We start from the raw sequence: 22629 nt of genomic DNA on the forward strand, positions 1-22629 counted from the left end.
TTTCTTAGTTTCTTAAAGGTTTACCTTTGGTTAACATGTGCTGAATACGTTCTAAAGTTTTACGTTCTGTACATAAACTTAAGAAAGCTTCACGCTCTAAATCCAATAAATATTGCTCGCTAACTAAAGTTGGCTCAGATAAATCTCCACCAGCCATAACGTAAGCTAATTTATTAGCAATTTTCATGTCGTGTTCAGAAATGTAATTGGAGTCTTTCATAGAATCTGTTCCTACTAAAAACATACCTAAAGCTTGTTTACCAAGTACTTTTACGTCAGTACGTTTTACCGGTTGTGTGTAACCAGAATTAGCCATTAACATAGCATGTTGTTTCGCAACTGCAATTTGGCGGTCTTTATTCACTACCACAACATCTTTTCCTTTTTGTAATACGCCCATATCAAAAGCTTCGTAAGCCGAAGTTGATACTTTAGCCATACCAATAGTTAAAAAGTATTCTTGAAGTGTGTTTAATTGCACATCACCTTTTCGGAAAGTGTCTGATGCTCTTAAAGCCATTTCTTTAGAACCACCACCACCGGGAATCACACCAACACCAAACTCTACAAGTCCCATGTAAGTTTCTGCTGCTGCAACTACTTTATCGGCGTGTAAGGATAACTCGCAACCACCACCTAAAGCCATGCCGTGAGGTGCAGAAATAGTTGGAATTGAAGAATAGCGCATACGCATCATAGTATCTTGAAAATATTTAATAGCCATATTAAGCTCATCATACTCTTGCTCTGCAGCCATCATGAAAATCATTCCGATGTTTGCACCAACAGAGAAGTTTGCAGCTTGATTACCAACGACTAAACCAGCAAAATCTTTTTCGGCTAAATCAATAGCTTTATTTAATCCAGCAAGGACATCGCCACCAATGGTATTCATTTTAGATTGGAACTCGCAGTTTAATATGCCATCTCCTAAATCTTCAATAACAACACCGGAATTCTTAAATACTTCGTTAGATTTTCTAATGTTATCTAAAATAATGAAACTGTCTTGTCCTGGGATTTTTTCTTGTGATTTCTTAGGAATATCATAAGCATAACTCGCGCCTTCTTTAATGGTATAAAAAGAAGAATTTCCAGATGCTAGCATCTCGTTTACCCAAGCAGCAGGCTCTAAACCTTCAGCTTTCATAATTTCAATACCTTTTTCAACACCTATGGCATCCCAAATTTGGAAAGGACCATGTTCCCATCCAAACCCCGCTTTCATAGCATCATCAATTTTATATAGATCGTCTGTTATTTCAGGAATTCTATTTGAAATATAAGCAAATAAGGCAGCAAAGCTTTTTCTGTAGAATTCGCCAGCTTTATCTTTTCCTTTAACTAAAACTTTAAATCGGTCGACAACCTTATCAATCGTTTTTGTAAGTTCTAAAGTTGCAAATTTTGCACGTTTAGCCGAACGGTATTCTAGTGTATTTAAGTCTAGAGATAAGATTTCTTTTTTCCCATCTGTAGATACTTGTTTTTTGTAAAAACCTTGACCTGTTTTACTTCCTAACCATTTGTTTGCCATCATTGTTTTGATGAAATCTGGTAGTTTAAACAGCTCTAATCGTTCGTCGTTAGGGCAGTTTTCTGCAATACCATTTGCAACATGAACTAAAGTATCTAATCCAACAACATCTACCGTACGGAAGGTTGCCGATTTTGGACGACCAATTACTGGTCCAGATAATTTATCTACTTCTTCGATGGTTAAATCTAAATCCTTAACAGCATGGAATAAACTCTGAATGCTGAAAATACCAATTCGGTTACCAATAAAAGCAGGTGTATCTTTAGCAACTACCGATGTTTTTCCAAGAAATTGCTCACCGTAACCATTTAAGAATTCTAATACAGAAGCATCTGTTTTTGGTCCAGGAATGATTTCAAATAATTTTAAGTAACGCGCCGGGTTAAAGAAGTGTGTTCCGCAGAAATGTTTCTGGAAATCTTCACTACGACCTTCGCTCATAAACTTTATAGGAATACCAGAGGTGTTAGATGTAATTAACGTTCCCGGTTTGCGATATTTTTCTAAGTTTTCGAACACCATTTTCTTGATGTCTAGTCTTTCGACTACAACTTCCATAATCCAATCTACATCGGCTACTTTAGCAATATCGTCTTCTAAATTACCCGTGGTAATTCTACTAGCGAAATCTTGATGATAAATTGGAGATGGTTTAGATTTTAACGATGCTGTAAGCGCATCATTAACCAATCTATTTCTAACTACCTTATCTACTAAAGTTAAGCCTTTAACTTTTTCTTTGTCGTTAAGTTCTCTTGGAATAATATCTAATAAAAGGACTTCTACGCCAATATTAGCGAAATGACATGCAATGCCACTTCCCATAATTCCAGAGCCAATAATGGCTATTTTTTTAATTCGTCGTTTGCTCATTGTTTTTTTAACTATCAGATTGATTGTATATTTTTTTGTTACAAACCATGTCGTTAATAACATCGGCTACTTCATAAAAATGTTTTAGCTTTTCTGGCGAAACATTGTTTTTTATAGCTTCGTTAAATATTAACACTTTTTCTTTTGAAGATTCTCTTTTTTCTACACCAAAATCGGTAAGAGAAATAATAACACCGCGACCATCTTTAGGATTGGGTTTTCTTGTTATTAACCCCTTTTTTTCCATGGTTTTTAAAGTTCTAGATAAACTAGTTGCTTCCATCCCCATTTTAGGACCTAATGCAGTTGAAGGTGTTCCATTTTCAGGATCTATACTTAATAAAGTAAAGCCTGTTGCCATAGTGCTTTCAAACTTTAAAGCCTCTTCATTGTACATTTTCTGAACCGATAACCAAGTGGTTCTTAGGATGTAATCTATGGTTTTGTCTTTCATATATTTAAATGATATGTTCAAATATATAAAATTTTATTATGCATGCATAATAAAATTGATAAAAAATAGTAATTTAATTAAATACGATTGAAGAAAAATTATTTTTAAATTATATTAAGATCTGTAAATCTTTTCAACTAATGAGGTATACATGCTTTTGATGACATCTCGTTTCATTTTCATAGTAGGAGTAAGGTGACCATCATCAATAGACCAAACATCTGGTGTTAACTCAAAGCGTTTAATTTGCTCCCATTTACCAAATTTTTGGTTACAGTTATTAACTTCTTCTTGAATTCTATCTTGCACAACTTTAGAATTAGCAATGGCACTATTCGTTTTTTCGATAGTTAGATGTTTATGATCGATCCAGTCTTTTATAAAATCGAAATTTGGTTGAATTAAAGCGGCAGGCATTTTCTCGCCTTCGCCTATAACCATTATTTGTTCTATAAAACGCGATTGTTTTAAGTCGTTTTCTAATAAGGTTGGAATAATGTATTTACCACCAGATGTTTTGAACATTTCTTTTTTACGCCCCGTTATCTTAACAAAACCATCGGCATCAACTTCTCCTTTATCGCCTGTATGGAAATAATCTCCCGTCATTACACTTGCTGTTTTTTCTGGGTCTTTGTAGTAACCCATCATAACATTTGGACCTTTTATTAAAATTTCGCCATCTTCTGCAATCTTTACTTCAACATCATCAATAGGCATTCCCACGCAGCCTACTTTAAACATTTTATCTTCGTAGCGCCCTACTGATACTACAGGAGAGGTTTCGGTAAGTCCGTAGCCTTCCATGACTTGCATACCGGCAGCCGAAAAAATTCTGGTTAATCGAGGTTGCAATGCTGCACTACCAGAGACCATAGTGTGTAGTTCTCCTCCAAGAGCTTCTCGCCATTTGCTAAAAATTAATTTATTAGCAATTTTTAATTTAAATTCGTACCAAGCACCGTTTTTGCCATAAGGCTCCCAAATTTCACCTAAACCTACAGCCCAATAAAATAATGCTTTTTTTATACCGGTTAATTCTTCGGCTTTAGCCATAATTTTGTCGTACACTTTTTCAAGTAGTCTTGGTACAACGCTCATCATATTAGGTTTAATCTCTTTAGCATTATCTCCAATTTTATCTATGGCTTCGGCATAATAAATAGAAGTACCTGTATATTGATATACGTATATAAGGACGCGCTCAAAAACATGACAAATAGGTAAAAAGCTTAAAATCTTATTTTTTTTACCATCTCTAAAGGGAACTCTAGGGCTACTAGCTAATGCATTGCTAGTTATGTTCCAATGCGAAAGCATTACGCCTTTTGGTTTTCCTGTAGTACCCGATGTGTAAATAATGGTTGCTAAATCTGTCGATTTTACTTCGTCTTTTCTGGCTTCAACTTCATTTTGGTTTGATGTGTCTTTTCCTAATTCTAATAATTCAGAATAATGCTTACAGCCTTCAATTTGATCAAAAGAATAGACTTCTTTTAATTGTGTATTTGCTTTAACCTTGTTCACTTTTTCAAGTACTTCAACATCAGATACAAAGCAGTATATAGATTCGCTATGATTTAAAACATATTCATAATCTTCGGCACAAATAGTTGGGTAAATAGGAATGTTTTGAGCCCCAATTTGTAAAGAAGCAATATCAATAATATTCCATTCAGTTCTATTTGTGGTAGAAATTATAGCAATTTTATCATCCTTTTTAATACCAAGTTTTAATAAAGCTCTGCTCATAGCATTTGCTTTATCTACATATTCTTGGGTTGACGTTTTAACCCATTCGCCATTATACTTCGTTACTAAAGCGGCATCGTTAGGATTGTTTTCCAACTGGTAATATGGGAAATCAAAAAGTCTAGTTATTTCTGTCATTTGTACTTGTTAATTTAGGAGGATTGCAAAGTATGAAATAAAATGAGAATTTCAAATAATATAAAAAAAAGAGGGTCTTTTTGAATATTACGTTTAAATTTCAACTGATTTTTAAAAAATTAATATTTTTAAAGTTAACATTAGTTTTGGGAACTTATGTTAATACAGCGATATAATGTTTTATTTCATGTGGTGTTTTGTTTTTAAATGCTTTTTATTTTACTTTAAATGCATAAGTAAATATGTTTTATTTGGGGATTAGTTTAAGTTCAGTTTTTTTAATTTTTAGAAGAAGCTGATATTAAAGATTCAATATGATTTGAGTCGTATTTTTTAATGAAACCTAACGCTTTTGCTTTATTCAAATAGTTGTAAGCCAGAGTTAAGTTTTTTAAATCGTAATAAATTACTCCAAGATTTCTGTAAGCATAAGAATTTGATTTATTCAAACGTATTACTTCATTTAATATTTTAATGGCAGCTTCACTATCTCCTAATTTATGAAAAATTAAACCACGTTGTGTTCTTAAATCATTTTCCAATTCTGGATGACTATACTTTAATAAACTCTCTTCATTTGTTAGTGCAATGTCGTTATGATACTTTGCCTTTTTAAAATCTTTATGCTCTATGTAATATTCTGATAAACTTCTGTTTGCGAATGAATGTGTAGGTTTTAATGTAATTACTTTGTCCAAATATAATTTAGCGCGATTGTATGATTTTGTCGATAGTAAATGCGCACCTAAGTTGTACATTATTCGAGTGTTATCCGGGTCTTCCTTTAATGCTTTTTCTAGAAATAGCAGAGCTTTTTCGTCCATTTCAAGATAAGAATATATATTGCCTTTTCGCTCGTATATGCTAGCTAGGATGCTTTTTGGTGTTTTAATCTTTTTACGGAGTGCGTAATTATTTACTAAAGTTTCAATTTTGTTAAGATCGCTTAGTGCAAGCGTGTAATTGCCCAATTTTTTTCTAATACTCTCTAGTTTAAGGCGATACTTTAGGTTGTTTTGCGAGGTTTTAAATTGTGATAACACCTCTTTAAGGCTCTCGTGTAACTCTTTTTTTTGTATTTCGGTTTTAGCACTAAATTCTATTTTGGGGTCTTCACGGTTTATAAATAGTCCCTTATTGAAAGTCCAAATGGTGAGTGTCTCTCCATTTTTGTTGTGTTTATAGGATTTACCATGGTATTTACCTTTTAAAAAGTAAAAGGATTCATTTAACTCCCCAGTTTTATAATAGCTTTTTAAGCTATCAATTTTGCCTTTGGAATTATACCATTCAATTTGAGATGCAGTGCCGTCTCGATAAGCATGTGTGATTTCTTTTTCTGAACTATGCGTAATTGGTTTATTATTAGCAATTACGTTTTCTATTTGATAAAATCCAGAGGCAAAAATGTATAAAAAGAATATAAAAAAATATTTCACTAAACAATTTAAGATTTGATTAGTGAAATATACTTATTTATTTTCAATCCAAAGACGCGCATTAACAAAAGCTTCTAGCCAAGGTGTTACTTCGTCTTTTCTCCCTTCTGGATAATTAGCCCAGTTCCATTGGAATGTTGAACGCTCAATATGTGGCATGGTTACCAAATGTCTACCTGTTTTATCAGAAAGCATTGCTGTGTTAAAGTCTGAACCATTAGGGTTATTAGGGTAACCTTCGTAACCGTATTTAGCTACAATATTGTATTGATCTTCAGTGTTAGGAAGATTAAATTTTCCTTCGCCATGTGAAATCCAAACTCCTAAAGTAGTTCCTGCAAGTGTTGATAGCATGACAGAATTATTATCTTGTATGTTAACTGAAGTGAACGAGCTTTCGTGTTTATGAGAATCGTTATGAACCATTTTTCCGTGAACCTCGTGTTCTGGATTAATTTCTTCCAACTCCATAAATAGTTGACAGCCATTACAAATCCCTACAGATAAGGTGTCTTCTCTTTTAAAGAAGTTTTTAATAGCCTTATTAGCTTTTTCGTTATATTTAATGGCGCCTGCCCATCCTTTTGCAGATCCCAAAACATCTGAGTTAGAAAAACCACCAACGGCACCTAAAAACTGAATATCCTCTAGGGTTTCGCGACCAGAAATTAAATCGGTCATGTGTACATCTTTTACATCAAAACCAGCTAAATACATAGCGTTTGCCATTTCTCGCTCTGAGTTAGAACCTTTTTCACGAAGTATAGCAGCTTTTGGTCGTTTACCTTTTAAAACCGGCAGTTTTCCTGTAAACTGTTTTGGGAATGTATATTCAAGCGGTTGGTTTTTATAATTATCAAAACGATCTTGTGCTAAACCGTTAGCTGTTTGTTTTTGGTCTAAAAGGAAAGATGTTTTGTACCAAACATCTCTGTTTTTAGCAATATCAAAGCTGAAATTATCGTCGTTATTTCTAATGGTTAACGTACTAGAATTATTTACATGTCCTAGGTTGAAAAACTCAATATTATTATCCGATAAGATACTTTCAATTGAAGCATCGGCTTGAAAAACAAGTCCGGAGTTTTCAGCAAATAACACTTTTATAGAATCTTCTTCATTTAATTTAGTAAGGTCTAAATCTGCTCCTAAATTAACATCGGCAAAACAAAGTTCTAATAACGTCGTAATTAATCCACCAGAAGCTACATCGTGTCCAGCAGCAATTTTATCGCTAACAATTAAAGATTGTATTGTGTTAAATACAGTTTTAACATAAGCGGCATCTTTAACATTAGGCGCATCGCTTCCAATAGTATTTAATACTTGGTTAAATGAGCTACCACCTAATTTAAAATCGTCTTGAGAAATATTTATATAATAAACATTTCCGCCGTTTTGTTTAAAAACTGGCTCGACAACTTTGGTAATATCATTACAGTTAGCACCTGCCGAAATAATTACAGTACCGGGAGAAATAACATCGCCATCAGGATATTTTTGCTTCATAGAAAGCGAATCCTTTCCTGTAGGAACATTAATGCCTAAATCTATTGAGAATTCAGAAACGGCTTTAACAGCTTCGTATAAACGAGCATCTTCACCTTCGTTTTTACAAGGCCACATCCAGTTAGCCGATAATGAAACCGCATTTAAACCATCTTTTAACGGTGCCCAAACTATGTTGGTTAAGGCTTCGGTAATCGAGTTTCTACTTCCTGCAACCGGATTAATTAATCCTGAAATAGGCGAGTGGCCAATTGATGTTGCAACACCTTCTTTACCTTTAAAATCTAGAGCCATAACCCCAACGTTGTTTAAAGGAATTTGTAAAGGACCAACACATTGTTGTTTAGCAACTTTACCACCTACACAACGGTCTACTTTATTTGTTAACCAATCTTTACAAGCTACCGCTTCTAGCTGTAATACTTGCTCTAAATAGATTTGTGAATTTTTAGTTTTGTATCGTGGGTTTTTATATTTTCTAGAAACTGTTTTATCGGTCATTATTGTTTTAGGAGAGCTTCCAAACATATCTTCCATGGCTAAATCCATAGGTTTGTTGCCTTTGGTTTTAGATTGAAAGGTAAAACGGTTATCGCCTGTTACATCACCAACAGTGTACATTGGTGAACGTTCACGATCTGCTATTTTGTTTAATGTTTCTATATGTTTTTGGGCAATCACTAAGCCCATACGTTCTTGTGATTCATTACCTATAATTTCCTTATCCGATAGGGTAGGGTCGCCAACAGGTAAAGCGTCTAAATCTATTTTTCCACCGGTATCTTCAACCAATTCCGATAGGCAATTTAAATGTCCACCAGCACCATGATCGTGAATAGAAACAATAAAATTATCATCGCTTTCTACCATACCACGAACGGCATTAGCAGCACGCTTTTGCATTTCTGGATTAGAACGCTGTACCGCATTTAGCTCGATGCCAGATGCAAAAGCACCAGTATCTGCAGATGATACTGCTGCACCACCCATTCCAATTCTATAATTTTCACCACCAAGAATAACTATTTTATCGCCTTCCTTTGGTGTGTCTTTTAATGCTTGTTCTGCTTTACCGTAACCAATTCCTCCGGCTTGCATGATGACTTTATCGAAACCTAAGCGTCTTGCAGGTGCATCACTTGAAGATGCATTTTCGTTATGCTCAAAAGTTAAAACAGAACCCGTAATTAATGGTTGTCCAAATTTGTTTCCAAAGTCCGAAGCACCATTTGAAGCTTTTATTAAAATATCCATTGGGGTTTGATATAACCATTTTCTAGCTTCAAATTTTTGTTCCCAAGGTCTGTTTTCCTCTAGTCTAGAATACGATGTCATGTAAACCGCTGTTCCTGCCAAAGGTAAAGAACCTTTACCACCAGCAAGTCTATCTCTAATTTCTCCACCAGCACCAGTTGCAGCACCATTAAAAGGCTCAACCGTTGTAGGGAAGTTATGCGTTTCTGCTTTAAGTGAAATAACAGAATCGAAGGGTTTTGTAGTATAGTAATCTGGAACATCGGCACGTTTAGGTGCAAATTGCTCCACTTTAGGGCCTTTTACAAAAGCTACATTATCTTTATATGCCGAAACAATATCATTTGGGTTTGCTTCAGAGGTTTGTCGTATCATTTTAAAAAGCGATACAGGCTTTTCTTCACCATCAATTACAAACGTTCCGTTGAAAATTTTATGACGGCAATGCTCAGAATTCACCTGTGAAAATCCAAATACTTCAGAATCTGTTAATGGACGACCAATTTTCTTTGCAACCCTTTCTAAATATTCTACTTCTTCATCACTAAGCGATAAGCCTTCTTGTTGGTTATAAGCGGCAATATCCGCAATATCAAGTATAGGTTCTGGTTTTATATCTATGGTGAAAGATTCTTGGTTTAAACCATTAAATTTCTCAGAAATCATAGGGTCAAAATCAGAAAAATCTTTATCTGCAGCTTGAAACTCTTCAATTCTAATAATATCAGATATTCCCATGTTTTGGGTAATCTCAACAGCATTTGTACTCCAAGGCGTTATCATGGCAGCGCGTGGGCCAACAAAAAAAGCATCTAAGGATGCTTGTTCTATTTTTGACTGGTTGCCAAATAGCCATTCCAATTTAGAAATGGTTTCTGTTGATAATTCTTTTGTTGTTTGAACAGCAAATACTTTACTGGTTATGTTTCCAAAGAAATGAATCATTATATATTGATTTGTATGTGTTTAAAGAAAGCGCAAATTTAGGTCTTTTAAATAGAATATTTACAAAAAAAGTAATTACAATATGAAGAGTTATCCACGCTTTATTAAACAAAAAAAAGACGACTCGTGTAGAGTCGCCTTTTCTAAAATAAAATATGATTTAAAGTTTTATTATTTTTTTAGTAATGCTTTGATTGTTTGCTTCAAGTTTTAAAAGATACACTCCTTTATTTAAAATAGAAACATCTATTACTTTATTGCTTGGACTTACTTGCCCTGTTTTTAGTGTTTTTCCTAAAAGATCTAAAATTTTAAAATTTAAAACCTCCTTGGTTTCAATATTGAAAACATTGCTAGAAATAGGGTTTGGAAAAGTTTTTATTTGTTTGATAAAATTATCTGATACATTTAAAGTACTGTAACAAGTCCATGAAAGGTCGTCTATAGTTACACGATCTCCGCCAGAAGTTGTTTCGGCAATTACCACAGTTACATTTCCTTCAATATTAATATTGTCAATAGTTGTAGTTTGGGTGTCATCGCCATAAGGTAAGTCGCCCACTTTTACACCGTTTACTTGAACTTCTAAATTTCCAGTTCCGCCGCTAAAGGCTCTTTTAGTTGTTGCTATTAAGCTTCCTATGCCTCCTTCAACTAGTGGAGATGTTAATGATCCGGCAGAAGACGATCTACCATCAAAAACTAAAGCTCTACCACCGTTTAAAGTTTGGTCTGTTCTAGCTCGTGTAGCGCTCCATGTTCCGCCGTTATCGCCAGTCCAAGTTCTATCGGAATAGCTAGAAGAATTCGATGGCATAAGCTCAAACGTTTCACTTACGCAAGTGTCGCCTCCACCTGAAGCTTCTAATGTTGTTTCATTTATAGATGCACTTAAGTTAGATGTATTGTTTGCGGCATCAACTGCAAGAACAGCAAAAGTGTAACTGGTTTCTGGCGATAAATCTGTTATAGTAATGGTGGTAGCAGATGAGTTTGTTGATACATAATAGGCGCCATCAACATAAATATTATAAGCTACGACTCCAACATTATCGGTTGAGGCTGACCAAGACAAATCGGTAGTGGTTGATGACGTGTTTGAAGCCATTAGGTTGGTAGGTGTTGTAGGTGCTTCGGTATCAGGATCTGGAGTGTCTCCCCAACGGTTTTCGGCAGGGTTTCCTCCCCAAATAACAGTGGCCAAATACGGGTTGTCTATAAAAGGGTTTCTGTTGCCTTGGGCATACGTATTGGATGCGTTAGCATGGTAGGTGTTTCTATTGTCTTCAAAAGCAGAAACAGGGTCTTCCTCATTCCATTCTAAAAATAAATTAATCATGTCGGCATCAATACTGTTTGGAGTTCCTACACCAACGTAAGAGGGTTTACATTGTGTGCCGTATCTTAAATACATGTACATAATTATTCTAGCAACATCACCTTTCCACTCGTCACCAGGATACCAGTTTCCAGAGATGTTTTGTGCATTACCAGAGCCATCCATAAATTTTAAATTGCCTCTGTCGCTGTTCATGGTAACATCTGAAGGTCTTAAGTTATGAGCATCGGCATAAGGCGGAACATTAGTTCCATTACTATTTAAACTAGGGGAGCCTAGCGAGTTTGGAAATGTGTGTTCTCTATTCCAATCGCTGCCTGCGCTACCTCCATTACTGTTTTTACTACGACTTCTGTCGGTTATATAATTTCCGTCTGAATCGCTATAGCCGTATATTAATAATACGTTTGCGCTGTTTAAAGGGTCTTCGTCGGTAATTTTACTTGCTTCCCAAATACCAGGAGTGTAGCTTAGGTAATTGGTGTGTTTTGCGGCAGTTTCAACAGCTAAGTCATCAAATAGGTCTATACCAGTTTTATTAAAGTCGACATTGGAATAGTAGCTTTGTTGATTTGCAGGTGGCGTTAATTGCGCATACAGAAATGCGGAAATTAGAAGGGATAATGCTAAAAGGTAGTTTTTCTTCATGAGGGAATTTTTTTAAAGGAATTATGTAAAAATAAATGGTTGACAAACAATGACTTTAAATTTAAACATTATTTTAATGTTAAACTTATGGTCTAGGAATATGTTATAAACAGGTCTGGTTAAAAACATACTGATTGTAAAGAAAAAAAACCGAGCAATTTGCTCGGTTTTTAGTTTATCATGGTGTTTTATAAGCTAAAGTTTAATCTAGCAAAAACATAAGTACCATCAGAACCCATTTGAACAGAATCGGCAAGACCACCTTGGTCTGTCCATCCGTCAAATTGCGGTGTTGGGTAAGTGTTAAATAGGTTGTTTGCACCTAAACTAAATTTAACTTTATCTGAAACTTCATAACCTAAACTAAGATCTACTACTAAAGCAGCTTCATAAATATCTGTTGCTACCGGGAAAAGCGCATCGGCTTCTGCTTGGGTAGTTGCAGGCGAATCTACCCATTGGAAATCCTGAAGCGTTACTTCGCTAAATTGCGTTAAGGTTGTAGTGACATTAAACTTGTTACAAGAGTATCCAAGGTTTAACCCAAATTTATAATCTGGAGCGGCAGCCTTAAGATAGGCTTGAGAAAATGGGCCAAAAAAGGTAAACTCATTTAAATCGCCATTATTGATCCTTTTAATTTTTAAGTCGTTAAAATTACCGATTAATGCTGTTTTAATCTTTCCGTTATCTCCTACATTAAAATCGTAACCTAAAACAATGTCAAGCCCATTCGTTTTGGTATCTACACCATTTGCAAAAAATTGCGCGGCATCTACATTTAAAGGACCTAAAATAGCTTGGTCTGTAAAGTTATCGGTTAAAATAATACGGTCATCAACATTAATAGAATAAGCATCAACAGTTGCCGAAAAACCACCTTTTTTAAACGTAAATCCAATACTTGTATTAAAAGCTTTTTCTTCGCTTAATTGTCCAATTCCAAAGGCTTTGGTAACGGTACTATTATTTGCAGATAAAAGTGAAGGAACCGAGGTACCCGCAACAATATTGGTAAATTTTAAATTATAATACAGTTGTGCAAGCGATGGTGCTCTAAATCCTGTAGAAATAGAACCTCTAAGGGAAAAATAATCGTTCAGTTTTAGTCGTGTTGCTAATTTTCCGTTGAATGTATTTCCAAAATCGCTGTAGTTTTCAAATCGAACTGCTCCTGCAACCATAAAAGCTTCACTTACATTAAGCTCTGTGTCAAAATAAATTCCGTAGTTAGTACGACTTCTATCTACGGCGTTGTCTGGACTGTACCCCGGGAAACCTTGAGAGCCTCCAGGTAATTCGTCTCCATTGCTATCGGTAGCTACGTTTTGTACTGCAGGATTTGTAATGATTACGCCATTGTCATCATATAGTCCATAAGATGCTTCTTCGCCAGAAAAAATACCAAAATTCTCTGTTCTGTATTCAAAACCGAAAGCTAAGCTTAATCCTGAGGCTACATCATCTAAATATTTATTAAAATCTATACCTGTTGTATTTTGAGATAGAAAATGTCCACCTGCATCAAAATCTGTAGGCGACGAATCTTGCATAGAAGCATTGTTACTATCTTTTATGTAGTAGTGGAAGTTGTTTTTACCGAACGTGTTATTAAAATCTAAGTTCCAACCGTTTTCCATTTCGTGTCTTACACCAACCGATACAGAAACATCGGTAATGTTGGATGTAATTCTAGGAGTAAAGCCATTAGGGTATAAACTTGGTACGGCTCTATTATCGCCATCATCAAAACTATCACGAGAAAACGCATAAGCATCAGTATCTCTGTAGTTTCGGCCACCAAAGGCATAAATTTCGGTTTTATCGTTAATTGGTAACGATGAGTTTATCATAAAGTTAAAACCGTCAACACCTGCACTACCGTAACCTTTTCTCCAAGAAAAACCAGGTCTTAATGTATTTTGTCTAGATAAAAACTCGGTGGTAAAATTTATATAACCACCAGCATCATTTAAAGCAACACCGTAATTAGCATCAATTTTTATTGTGGTTCCATCCCAGCTTCTGTCTTCACCATCTAATCTGTTTTTCCCTTCAACGTTATAAAGTGTTTCTCCAGTTTCTTCTTCCCAACCATCACCAATCGCTGTGCTATAGGCGCCATAAGTAACACCACCTGTAAAGCCATCTGTGTTGTCTTTTAAAACTATATTGATTACACCTGCAATAGCATCGGAGCCATATTGTGCCGAAGCACCATCTCTTAACACTTCAATACGTTTAATAGCATTGGCAGGAATAGCATTTAAATCTGTACCCGAATTACCACGACCTCTAGTACCAAATACGTTTACTAAACTCGATTGGTGTCTTCGTTTTCCATTAATTAAAACTAAAGTTTGATCGGGTCCTAAACCACGTAGTGATGCAGGTACAATATGATCGGCTCCATCGGAACCTGATTGCTTACTCGCATTAAAAGAAGGAGCAGCGTATTGTAATATTTCATTAACTTCAACCTTACCTGTTGTTGTTGCAATTTCCGAAACATTTACAACATCTACAGGTACCGCAGTATCGGTAGCTGTTCTTTTTGGACTACGAGATCCAACTAATATAACTTCGTCTAAGCTAACGCCTTCTTCTAAAGTGACATTTATTATGGATTGGTTATTTACAGAAATAACATTGGTATTGTATCCAACATAGCTAAACGTTAAAGTATTAGCCGATTTAAGCGATATTTTATAGTTTCCATCGAAATCTGAAGTTGTTCCGTTGGTTGTTCCTGTTTCCGTAATGTTAACTCCTGGTAGTGGAATGCCAGAAGCATCTTTAACCGTCCCGCTTACCTGTTTTTGGGCAAATGTTACCGAAGTACAAAATAGAAATAGATAAAAATAAATTGCTTTCATATTTAATAATTTTAAGTTAGTAGGTACTAATATAATTAAAACCTTATTGGATGTTTATGTTTTGTTTATAATTTTTAGTGATTTTTCAATAAAACACGAAAATCACTTAATAATAATCAGTGTTATTCCGTTAGATAAAATTATAAATTACTACTAATTAACTATATATTTGCATTCGCAAAATAAGTTGTCCGGTTACAGAGGCAATTCATTTTAAAAAAAATAAGTTGTAAAAGGGTTTTCGATATTTCGGAAATAAAAAATATATTTTAGATGAAAGCAGGTATTGTAGGATTACCAAACGTAGGGAAGTCAACCTTATTTAATTGTTTATCAAATGCAAAAGCACAAAGTGCAAACTTTCCGTTTTGTACTATCGAGCCTAATATTGGTGTGGTTAATGTACCAGATCCACGTTTAGAGAAGCTGGAATCTTTGGTTAATCCAGAGCGCGTATTACCTGCTACAGTAGAGATTGTAGATATTGCTGGTTTGGTTAAAGGCGCTAGTAAAGGGGAAGGTTTAGGTAATCAGTTTTTAGCAAATATTCGTGAAACAGATGCTATTCTTCATGTTTTGCGTTGTTTTGATAATGATAATATTGTACATGTCGATGGAAATGTAAATCCTATTAGAGATAAGGAAACTATCGATATGGAGTTACAACTTAAAGATTTAGAAACTGCCGAAAAGAAACTAGATAAAGTTAAGCGTGCAGCTAAAACAGGAAATAAAGAGGCTCAAAAAGAAGAGGCTGTTTTATTAAAAATAAAGGAAAATCTGGAAGCAGGAATATCGGTAAGAGCTTTAGAGTTTTCTGAGGAAGATTATGAAGAATACGTTAAACCGTCTCAATTTATTACAGATAAACCAGTAATGTACGTTTGTAATGTAGATGAAGGCGCAGCAGTTTCTGGAAACGATTACGTAGAGCAGGTAAAGGAAGCTGTTAAAGATGAAAATGCAGAAGTTTTAGTTTTAGCCGTTGGAACGGAGGCAGATATAAATGAATTGGATGATTATGAAGAACGCCAAATGTTTCTTCAAGATATAGGTTTAGATGAACCTGGAGCGGCAAAATTAATTCGTTCGGCATATAAATTACTAAACCAACAAACGTATTTTACAGCAGGTGTAAAAGAGGTAAGAGCTTGGACTGTAGCGGTTGGAGCAACGGGGCCACAGGCAGCTGGTGTTATCCATACCGATTTTGAAAAAGGATTTATACGTGCCGAGGTTATTGCTTATGAAGATTATGTTGCCTATGGGAGCGAAGCTAAAGTAAAAGAGGCAGGAAAAATGCGTGTTGAAGGTAAAAATTACATTGTAAAGGATGGCGATATTATGCATTTCTTATTCAATGTATAAACGTTAATTTGGTACTATGTGACTTTTGGTATACTTTTGGGTCCAATGTATTGGATGCCCCAAGCTATCCATAAACTTATATTTTAGAACCTATGACGTTAATTAAAGTTGAAACGCAAATTAATGCAGATATAAAAACCTGTTTTGATTTAGCTAGAGATCTCGACTTTTACCAACAATCTTTAAAACATTCAAAGGAAATTGCAATTTCAGGAAAAACTACTGGTTTAGTAGATTTAGATGATATTGTAATTTGGGAAACTAGTCATCTTGGTTATGTTCAGCACCTTACATTAAAAATTGTAGATTTTCAATCACCAAAAATATTTGTTGACGAGATCGTTAATGGAAGTTTTAAGGCTTATAGACATGAGCATATTTTTGAAGAGGAGAACGATAAAACCATCATGATAGATTTGTTTTACTACGAACTCCCTTATGGTGTTTTTGGTAAGTTTTTAGATTGGATTTATGTAAAAGGATATATGAGCAAGCTATTAAAAACTAGAAATCAAATACTTCGTGCTAAAGCAGAACAGGTAATAGTCGCATAAGTAATAGTTTTTAAAATTATTTTAAAACCTTTTGTTTTTATGCTTTAAACAAAAGCTTTTTTCTATGTTTCCTATTCACTGTTGGGCATCGTAATTCTATCTTTAGGGTTAGTGTTGTTAAAAAATGCCAACTTACTTTCGTTTCATGCAAACATCAAAACAATTTTGGTACGGAATAGGTTTAGGGGTTTTAGGAATTGTATTGTTTTCCTCCAAAGCTGTTATGGTAAAATTGGCCTATAACTATAAGGTCGATTCTATTAGTATATTGCTTTTACGTATGCTGTTTTCCTTTCCTTTTTACTTAGTAATTGCCTACTGGCATAGAAACCAAAAAGTAAAAGCTAATCCCAATCAAAAAGATTATTTATGGCTGGTGTTTTTCGGTTTTGTTGGGTATTATTTAGCGAGCTATTTCGATTTTGTAGGGCTTACATATATCAAGGCGAGTTTAGAGCGTATTATATTGTTTTTGTATCCAACCATAGTCTTGTTGTTAAATAAGTTGTTTTTAAAACAACCTATTTCTAAAATTCAAGGTCTTGCCATTGGGTTAACGTATTTGGGGATTGTTATTGCATTTTCAAACGAAGTTTCAATTACAGGAATAGATGCCTATTTAGGAGGTTTCTATATTTTGTTAAGCGCCATTACGTATGCCTCATATTTAGTTGGAAGCGGATGGTTAATTCCTAAATTTGGCGTTATTAAATTTACGGCTTATGCTATGCTTGTTTCCTGTGTTTGCGTGTTTATTCATTACGGTTTTATTAGGGAGTTAAATCTTTTAGGTTTTTCATGGCAAGTATATGTTTTAGGGGCTTTAATAGCGGTTTTTGCAACTGTAATTCCATCGTTTTTAGTGTCCGCATCTATAAAAATGATTAGTTCATCAAATTTTGCAATTGTAGCAGGTGTAGGGCCTATTTCTACTATAATTTTAGCAGGCGTTTTTTTAAACGAAGTGCTAACTTGGGTTCAGTTATTTGGAGCTTTGGTGGTTATAATTGGTATTTTATTAGTGTCCTTAAATAAAACATCAAATACTTAAAGTTCGTTCTTAACAACAATAATTATTTATTGTTAATTAATTTGTAGTCTTCCTGTTTTATTTTTTAAATGGTTGTACTATATTAGCACACCTCACCAATTTTTCTAATTTAGAGCATGGCAGAAGAAACCAAATATACCGAAGACAATATTCGTTCACTAGACTGGAAAGAGCATATTCGTATGCGTCCAGGAATGTATATTGGAAAATTAGGTGACGGCTCTTCTCCAGATGATGGTATTTATATTTTACTTAAAGAGGTTCTAGATAATTCTATTGATGAGTTTGTAATGGGCGCAGGTAAAACCATCGAAATTTCAATACAAGGAAGTAAAGTTATTGTTCGCGATTACGGTCGTGGTATTCCGTTGGGTAAGGTTGTCGATGTGGTTTCGAAAATGAATACGGGAGGGAAGTACGACTCCAAAGCCTTTAAAAAGTCGGTTGGTTTAAATGGTGTTGGTACAAAAGCTGTAAATGCATTATCATCCTATTTTAGAGTAGAATCTTCTCGGGATGGTAAAAGTGCATCTGCAGATTTTGAACAAGGAAATCTTATAGAAAAAGAGCTGTTAGAAGAAACAAGTAGAAGAAAGGGAACTAAAGTTTCTTTTATTCCTGATGAAATCATCTTTAAAAAATATAAGTATCGTAGTGAGTATGTTGTAAAAATGCTCAAAAACTATGTGTATTTAAATCCTGGATTAACCATTGTTTTTAATGGTGAAAAATATTTTAGTGAAAACGGCTTAAAAGATTTATTATCTGAAAAAATAGCAGATACAGATTTACTATACCCAATTATTCATTTACGCGGTGATGATATTGAAGTCGCTTTAACGCATAGTAAAACGCAATATAGCGAGGAATATAATAGTTTTGTTAACGGACAAAACACAACACAAGGGGGAACACACCTTACAGCATTTAGAGAGGCCTTAGTAAAAACCATTCGTGAGTTTTACGGTAAGACTTATGATGCTTCAGATATTCGTAAATCTGTTGTAAGCGCCATAGCTATAAAAGTTATGGAACCTGTTTTTGAAAGTCAGACTAAAACCAAGTTAGGTTCTACAGACATGGGTGGCGATTTGCCAACGGTAAGAACCTATATAAATGATTTTTTAAAAACCAAGCTGGATAATTATTTACATAAAAACACTGATACTGCCGAGAAAATTCAACGTAAAATTCTGCAAGCAGAACGCGAGCGTAAGGAATTATCGGGTATAAGAAAGTTAGCAAAAGACAGAGCAAAAAAAGCGAGTTTACATAATAAAAAATTACGCGATTGCCGTGTACATTTTGGCGATACTAAAAACGCACGTAATTTAGAATCTACGCTATTTATTACCGAGGGAGATTCGGCTTCTGGTAGTATAACAAAATCTCGTGATGTAAATACACAAGCGGTTTTTAGTTTAAAAGGAAAGCCATTAAACTGTTACGGGTTAACTAAAAAAATAGTTTACGAAAACGAAGAGTTTAATCTTTTACAAGCAGCCTTAAATATAGAGGAATCGCTTGAGGATTTAAGATATAACAATGTGGTAATCGCAACCGATGCCGATGTAGATGGTATGCACATTCGTTTACTATTAATTACGTTTTTCCTACAGTTTTTCCCCGAAGTAATTAAAGAAGGGCACTTGTATATTTTACAAACCCCTTTATTTAGGGTTAGAAATAAAAAGGAAACCATTTATTGTTATTCTGAAGAAGAACGGCGAGATGCTATTGAGAAGTTAAAACCAAAACCAGAAATAACACGATTTAAAGGTTTAGGTGAAATATCGCCAGATGAGTTTAAGCATTTTATAGGTGAAGATATTCGATTAGATCCTATAATGTTGGATGATAATATGTCTATCGAAGATTTGTTATCCTTTTATATGGGTAAAAATACACCAACACGTCAAGAATTTATTATTGACAATTTAAAGGTGGAACTAGATATTATAGAAGATTAATATTTCTGAGAAGTCAGGAATCTCTATATTAAAAAGGAAAAAATATAGTATGTATTTAAGCTTAGTAAATAATTAAATAAATATTTAAAACTAGAGGTGAAAAATGAAACTTTGGTAAGTTTACTAATGATAAAGAAACTAACTAAGTTTTATATATTGGAATTCTAGATAATATTAAATAAAGAAAAGAAGAACATAAATTAAAAAGATTCCTGCCTGTGCAGGAATAAGTAGTATGACAGAAGACCAAAACGACGATTTAACTAACGATCAAAATGAGCCTCAAGAAACCATTACCAGAGTCACTGGTATGTATAAAGATTGGTTTTTAGATTATGCCTCGTATGTTATATTGGAGCGTGCAGTACCAGCAATAGAAGATGGGTTTAAACCCGTACAACGCCGTATCATGCATTCCATGAAAGATCTTGACGATGGACGCTATAATAAAGTAGCTAACATTGTTGGTCATACTATGCAATATCACCCACATGGCGATGCAAGTATTGCAGATGCTATGGTACAAATTGGTCAGAAAGATTTATTAATTGATACCCAAGGAAACTGGGGTAATATCTTAACTGGAGACCGCGCTGCAGCCTCTCGTTATATAGAAGCTAGAATTTCTAAGTTTGGCTTAGATGTTGTTTTTAATCCTAAAATAACCGAATGGCAAGCCAGTTACGATGGTCGTCGTAAAGAGCCTATTAACTTGCCGGTTATGTTTCCATTGCTTTTAGCGCAAGGTGGTGAAGGTATTGCAGTAGGACTTTCTACAAAAATATTACCACATAACTTTATAGAACTTATTGATGCTTCAATTAAGCATTTACAAGGAAAACGTTTTACTATTCTACCTGATTTTCCAACTGCAGGAATAGCAGATTTTTCTAATTATAACGATGGTTTAAGAGGTGGTAAAGTACGCGTGCGATCTAAAATTTCGCAATTAGATAAAAACACTTTAGTTATTACCGAGTTGCCTTTTGGAACCACTACAAGTTCGCTTATTGATTCTATTCTAAAAGCGAATGAAAAGGGTAAAATTAAAGTTAAAAAGATTGAAGATAATACGGCTGCCGAAGTTGAGATTTTAGTGCATCTACCTTCCGGATTATCACCAGATAAAACTATTGATGCCCTTTATGCATTTACAAGTTGCGAGTCGTCTATTTCGCCTTTAGGTTGTGTTATTGAAGATAATAAACCATTATTTGTTGGTGTTACAGAAATGTTACGTCGCTCAACAGATAATACCGTTCAGCTTTTAAAACAAGAGCTTGAAATAAGGTTAGGTGAGTTTGAAGAACAATGGCATTTCGCGTCTTTAGAACGTATTTTTATTGAAAATAGAATTTATCGTGATATTGAGGAAGAAGAAACTTGGGATGGTGTTATTTCGGCTATCGATAATGGTCTGAAGCCACATATAAAACATTTAAAACGTGCGGTAACTACCGAAGATATAGCACGTTTAACAGAAATTCGAATTAAACGTATTTCTAAATTTGATATTGATAAAGCGCAACAGAAAATTGATGCTTTAGAGGATCAAATCGCTGAGGTAAAACATCATTTAGCGCATTTAATTGATTATGCTATTGCGTACTTTACTAGACTTAAAAAAGAGTATGGAGAAGGGCGCGAGCGTAAAACAGAAATTAGAACTTTTGATGATGTTGATGCTACAAAAGTAATTATTAGAAACACGAAGCTTTATGTAAATAGGGAAGAGGGTTTTATTGGAACATCTTTAAGACGAGACGAATATGTTGGCGATTGTAGTGATATAGATGATATTATTGTTTTTACCAAAGCCGGTAAAATGATGGTTACTAAAGTCGATACAAAAACATTTATTGGTAAGGATATTATTCATGTTGCTATCTTTAAAAAGAAAGATAAACGTACCATATATAATATGATTTATAAGGATGGTGCCAAAGGCCCATCATATATAAAACGATTTGCTGTTACAAGCGTAACACGCGATAGGGAATACGATTTAACCAATGGAAACAAAGGTTCCGTTTGTTTATATTTTTCAGCAAACCCAAATGGCGAGGCGGAAGTGGTGTCTATCAACCTAAGACAAGCAGGTAGTATTAAGAAGTTAAAATGGGATTTAGATTTTTCAGATATACTTATTAAAGGACGTGCTTCAAAAGGAAATGTAGTTACCAAATATCCTATTAAACGTGTTGAGTTAAAGGAAAAAGGGGTTTCAACATTGAAACCAAGAAAAATTTGGTTTGATGATACCGTTCAACGCTTAAATGTGGATGGCAGAGGCGAACTGATAGGGGAATTTAGAGGTGAAGATAAATTATTAATTATCAACCAATCTGGTGTAATTAAAACCGTTACTCCAGAGGTTACTATGCATTTTGATGACGATATGATTGTCATGGAAAAATGGGAGCCTAAAAAACCAATATCTGCTATTTATTTTAATGGTGAAAAAGAACTTTATTACGTTAAACGTTTTTTAATAGAGCAAGAAGGTAAAGAAGAGTCTTTTATTTCTGAGCATCCTAATTCGCAACTAGAAATAGTATCTACAGATTGGAAACCTATGGCAGAAATTGTATTTGCTAAAGAGCGTGGTAAGGAGCGTAAAGAAAACTTAGAAATTAATCTTGAAGAGTTTATAGATATTAAGGGACTTACAGCACAAGGTAATCAATTAACAAAAGATAAGGTGAATCAAATTAATCTTTTAGATCCATTACCTTACGAGTCCAATGAAGCGGTTCATGCAGATGACTTAGAAGTTGTAGATGAACAAGAAATGTCTAAATCGAACGGAAATAATCAAGATCAAGACAGAGCGGCAGATAAACCAAACTCTAGTGAGGATGAGGATAAGGATGGCGAAGGACAAACTACTTTGTTCTAAATAAAAGCGTTTAAACTTCG

12 protein-coding genes are annotated in these 22629 nt (G+C 34.5%); 5 read left to right on the forward strand and 7 right to left on the reverse strand.

Translation table 11 applies throughout. The annotated features are described in order from the left end of the window. Positions 1-4: 4 nt before the first annotated feature. From AAFN75_RS12425 to AAFN75_RS12455, 7 genes are all read right to left on the reverse strand, one after another. Entirely contained in the window at positions 5-2413 is a 2409-nt protein-coding gene (locus AAFN75_RS12425) for a 3-hydroxyacyl-CoA dehydrogenase NAD-binding domain-containing protein (RefSeq protein WP_411806619.1), read from the reverse strand. 7 nt (positions 2414-2420) lie between these two features. Further along, positions 2421-2867, reverse strand: a complete 447-nt coding sequence (locus AAFN75_RS12430; RefSeq protein WP_411806620.1) for a MarR family winged helix-turn-helix transcriptional regulator — start codon at positions 2865-2867, stop codon at positions 2421-2423. Between the two features lie 114 nt (positions 2868-2981). After that, positions 2982-4757, reverse strand: coding sequence for an AMP-dependent synthetase/ligase (locus tag AAFN75_RS12435; protein WP_411806621.1), 1776 nt, complete (start codon positions 4755-4757; stop codon positions 2982-2984). A 278-nt stretch (positions 4758-5035) separates the two neighbouring features. Further along, positions 5036-6196, reverse strand: coding sequence for a tetratricopeptide repeat protein (locus AAFN75_RS12440; RefSeq protein WP_411806622.1), 1161 nt, complete (start codon positions 6194-6196; stop codon positions 5036-5038). 33 nt (positions 6197-6229) lie between these two features. After that, entirely contained in the window at positions 6230-9904 is a 3675-nt protein-coding gene (purL, locus tag AAFN75_RS12445; protein WP_411806623.1) for a phosphoribosylformylglycinamidine synthase, read from the reverse strand. A 160-nt stretch (positions 9905-10064) separates the two neighbouring features. Next, positions 10065-11891: an endonuclease gene (locus tag AAFN75_RS12450; RefSeq protein WP_411806624.1), complete on the reverse strand. Its 1827-nt coding sequence runs from the start codon at positions 11889-11891 to the stop codon at positions 10065-10067. Between the two features lie 188 nt (positions 11892-12079). Beyond that, positions 12080-14767, reverse strand: coding sequence for a TonB-dependent receptor domain-containing protein (locus tag AAFN75_RS12455; protein ID WP_411806625.1), 2688 nt, complete (start codon positions 14765-14767; stop codon positions 12080-12082). Between the two features lie 273 nt (positions 14768-15040). On the opposite strand from AAFN75_RS12455, the gene ychF reads away from it, so the two are divergent. The 5 genes from ychF to AAFN75_RS12480 all read left to right on the forward strand — a co-directional run bounded on the left by ychF (position 15041) and on the right by AAFN75_RS12480 (position 22609). Then, entirely contained in the window at positions 15041-16135 is a 1095-nt protein-coding gene (gene ychF / locus AAFN75_RS12460; RefSeq protein ID WP_144116973.1) for a redox-regulated ATPase YchF, read from the forward strand. A 92-nt stretch (positions 16136-16227) separates the two neighbouring features. Further along, entirely contained in the window at positions 16228-16689 is a 462-nt protein-coding gene (locus AAFN75_RS12465; protein ID WP_411806626.1) for an SRPBCC family protein, read from the forward strand. A 124-nt stretch (positions 16690-16813) separates the two neighbouring features. Then, positions 16814-17740: a DMT family transporter gene (locus tag AAFN75_RS12470; RefSeq protein ID WP_411806627.1), complete on the forward strand. Its 927-nt coding sequence runs from the start codon at positions 16814-16816 to the stop codon at positions 17738-17740. Between the two features lie 116 nt (positions 17741-17856). Next, entirely contained in the window at positions 17857-19710 is a 1854-nt protein-coding gene (locus AAFN75_RS12475; RefSeq protein ID WP_411806628.1) for a DNA topoisomerase IV subunit B, read from the forward strand. Between the two features lie 235 nt (positions 19711-19945). Continuing rightward, positions 19946-22609, forward strand: coding sequence for a DNA gyrase/topoisomerase IV subunit A (locus AAFN75_RS12480; RefSeq protein ID WP_411806629.1), 2664 nt, complete (start codon positions 19946-19948; stop codon positions 22607-22609). Positions 22610-22629 lie beyond the last annotated feature (20 nt).

It is taken from the genome of Algibacter sp. AS12, assembly GCF_046736315.1.
In the GTDB taxonomy this organism is placed as follows: domain Bacteria; phylum Bacteroidota; class Bacteroidia; order Flavobacteriales; family Flavobacteriaceae; genus Algibacter_B; species Algibacter_B amylolyticus.

Coding starts and splice junctions, on each gene's coding strand:
- AAFN75_RS12425 (WP_411806619.1), bottom strand. CDS start 2,413: ATGAGCAAACGACGAATTAAAAAAATAGCCATTATTGGCTCTGGAATT.
- AAFN75_RS12430 (WP_411806620.1), bottom strand. CDS start 2,867: ATGAAAGACAAAACCATAGATTACATCCTAAGAACCACTTGGTTATCG.
- AAFN75_RS12435 (WP_411806621.1), bottom strand. CDS start 4,757: ATGACAGAAATAACTAGACTTTTTGATTTCCCATATTACCAGTTGGAA.
- purL (WP_411806623.1), bottom strand. CDS start 9,904: ATGATTCATTTCTTTGGAAACATAACCAGTAAAGTATTTGCTGTTCAA.
- AAFN75_RS12450 (WP_411806624.1), bottom strand. CDS start 11,891: ATGAAGAAAAACTACCTTTTAGCATTATCCCTTCTAATTTCCGCATTT.
- AAFN75_RS12455 (WP_411806625.1), bottom strand. CDS start 14,767: ATGAAAGCAATTTATTTTTATCTATTTCTATTTTGTACTTCGGTAACA.
- ychF (WP_144116973.1), top strand. CDS start 15,041: ATGAAAGCAGGTATTGTAGGATTACCAAACGTAGGGAAGTCAACCTTA.
- AAFN75_RS12465 (WP_411806626.1), top strand. CDS start 16,228: ATGACGTTAATTAAAGTTGAAACGCAAATTAATGCAGATATAAAAACC.
- AAFN75_RS12470 (WP_411806627.1), top strand. CDS start 16,814: ATGCCAACTTACTTTCGTTTCATGCAAACATCAAAACAATTTTGGTAC.
- AAFN75_RS12475 (WP_411806628.1), top strand. CDS start 17,857: ATGGCAGAAGAAACCAAATATACCGAAGACAATATTCGTTCACTAGAC.
- AAFN75_RS12480 (WP_411806629.1), top strand. CDS start 19,946: ATGACAGAAGACCAAAACGACGATTTAACTAACGATCAAAATGAGCCT.